2 protein-coding genes and 1 pseudogene are annotated in these 2,139 nt (G+C 69.7%); 1 reads left to right on the forward strand and 2 read right to left on the reverse strand.

Features of this window, described 5'->3' with window-relative positions; all coding sequences use genetic code 11:
- Nucleotides 1–255: alpha-L-arabinofuranosidase C-terminal domain-containing protein (locus tag ASC91_RS30280; RefSeq protein ID WP_327082882.1), on the forward strand; the 255-nt coding region annotated here is incomplete at its 5' end.
- A gap of 22 nt (nt 256–277) precedes the next feature.
- Here the strand turns inward: ASC91_RS30280 and ASC91_RS12800 are convergent.
- Nucleotides 278–1,630, reverse strand: coding sequence for a hypothetical protein (locus tag ASC91_RS12800; protein ID WP_157281560.1), 1,353 nt, complete (start codon nt 1,628–1,630; stop codon nt 278–280).
- A pseudogene (locus tag ASC91_RS12805) lies at nt 1,627–2,139 on the reverse strand (hypothetical protein); the annotation flags it as partial. The pseudogene ASC91_RS12805 and the gene ASC91_RS12800, both read right to left, overlap by 4 nt.

Raw genomic sequence — 2,139 nt, forward strand, 5'->3', positions numbered from 1 at the left:
AAGGACGGCAAGGTGTACCTGGCGCTGGTCAACACCGATCCGTCCAAGGCGGTCGATGTCGCCGTCAACGTTGCGGGCACGAAGGTCAACGGTGCGGCAGGCAAGGTGCTGACCTCGGCCGCGATGGACGCGCACAACACCTTCCAGGATCCGCAGGTCATCAAGCCGGCGGCGTTCAGCGCGCGTGCCGCGGACGGCAAGCTGTCGATCAAGGTGCCTGCCAAGGCCGTGATGGTGGTCGCGCTGGAGGAGTGAAGGCTTGGCGCGCGGGCTCTGCCTAGAGCCCCTGGGGCAGCACCCACTCGATGCCGATACGGCGCGTGGCCGTTCCGTCGCGCAGTTGCGCCGGGTCGGGGGCAGCAGCGGGAGTGGTGGCCGCGCGAGCCAGGCTCACGGCGTCCAGCTCGCGCTCCAGAGCCAGGGCCGGCACACCGCGCACGCCGGCCGCCATGATTTCGCGGCGCTGCACGAAGCTGCGCACGATCTTGCCGGCAGCATCGAGATCCTGTTCCACGACGACCGTGCCCGCAAGCTCGGCACGGCGTGCGAACAGCGGAAAGCCGTTCGCGTCGGTCGCGCCCGGGCCGCTGCGCGGCACATCGGGCAGCAGATAGCCCGACGAACGCACGGCCATGGCGGTGCGCCAGGCATGCAGCGCACGCGGCGCCGTCATCCGCTGGGTGCGTACCTGCTCCTGGCTCCACCAGCGCAGCAGCTCGCAACGTGAAGCGGGTGATTGCGCGGCATAGGTCCAGCCCGGCGCCTGCAGCGCGTTGCGCACCTCGGGGGCGAGGCTGGAAGCGTTGCCCGGCGGCTTGGGCAGCGCAGCGACCAGCTCATCCTCAAACGCGCGGTCCGGCGAGGGCGGCACCTGCCGCGGGACCTGACCCCATCGAGCCAGGCGCGCCGCCTCGCCCTGCCAGGCGGCGTCGCGCTGCTCTGCGGGCAGCGCCTCGATCAGCTGCGCCACCTGCGCCACGGGCCGCGGCTGGTCGAGCCGCTGGCAAATGGCGGGTGTCTTGAGCGCATCGATCCAGATCGTGTCGCTGGGGTGCGGCGTTGCATCGGCTTGCCACAGCGCCACTTCGTTGAGCACGCGATTGCTCAATCGCTGCGCAGCCACTTCCGCCCGCAGCTCGCCCTTGCCCTGCGCGGTTTCATCGGTCAGCCATGCCGCCCAGCCGGCCTGTGCGCGCTCACGTTGTTGACGCAGCACACCCTCGGCCACGCTTCGGTGCTCCGGAGAAAGGTTCAGGTCGGCAGGCAGCTGGAACATGCCCGCCAGCAAGTCCACCGGCTGGCGCAGCAGTCCCGCATCGCGCTCCAAGCGCTCACGCAGCTTTGCTCGCTGTTCGACCATCAAGCGGCGTGCGGCTTCGTCACGCTGCTGGTCGATCAGCTCCTGCGCCATCTGCTTGTTCTTGGCCGCAGCCGCCGCTTTGTCTGGGCTCTGCCCCTCGGCCGTCACGCCGCCAACGCGACCGGGCTCCATGCCGGGAAAGGTGCCGACCTGAGCCAGCACCGCAGCCGGTGCATGCAGAAGCACCGCCAGCGCAACCAGCCGCAGAGAAAACCGCGGGCCAGAACCCGGCACGACGTCACCGCAACGTCTAACCTGTGATGCTTTCATGAACGCCCCCAGTTCAAGGTTTTGCCTTCAGCCAGCACCGGACTGCGGTGACGGTCCACCTCCAGCGCCCAATCGCGCAGCGCACCCTCGCTGACCTGCGCCGTGTACTGCCCGCCCTTTCGGCTCACCGTGCCACGCGCCGCCATGCTGCCGTCCGCGCCCACGACCGTGAAGGCCGCGCTCTTGCCGTCCTCCAGCTCGAACACGCGCAGCACCGTGCCGCGGGCGTAGTCGTAGGCCGGCTTCTCGGTCTCGGCACCCCAGGCGATGACGCTGTTCGGTGCGGCGTACAGCGGCATGGACAGGAAGCCATGCACCTCGCGGTGCCAGCGGCCGCCTTCGCGCTTCTCGCCGCTCAGCAGATGCGTCCACGTCCCTTCTGGCAGGTAGAAATCCACCTCGCCGCTCTCCGTGAACACCGGCGCCACCAGCAGGCTCTCGCCGAGCTGGTACTGCCGGTCCAGCGTCGCGCAGGCCGGGTCCTGCGGGTGCTCCATCAGCATGGCGCG

Source organism: Pelomonas sp. Root1237, from assembly GCF_001425055.1.
In the GTDB taxonomy this organism is placed as follows: Bacteria; Pseudomonadota; Gammaproteobacteria; order Burkholderiales; family Burkholderiaceae_C; genus Pelomonas.

Excerpts from the sequence above, each read along its gene's own strand:
- ASC91_RS12800 (WP_157281560.1), bottom strand. The coding sequence starts at position 1,630 with ATGAAAGCATCACAGGTTAGACGTTGCGGTGACGTCGTGCCGGGTTCT.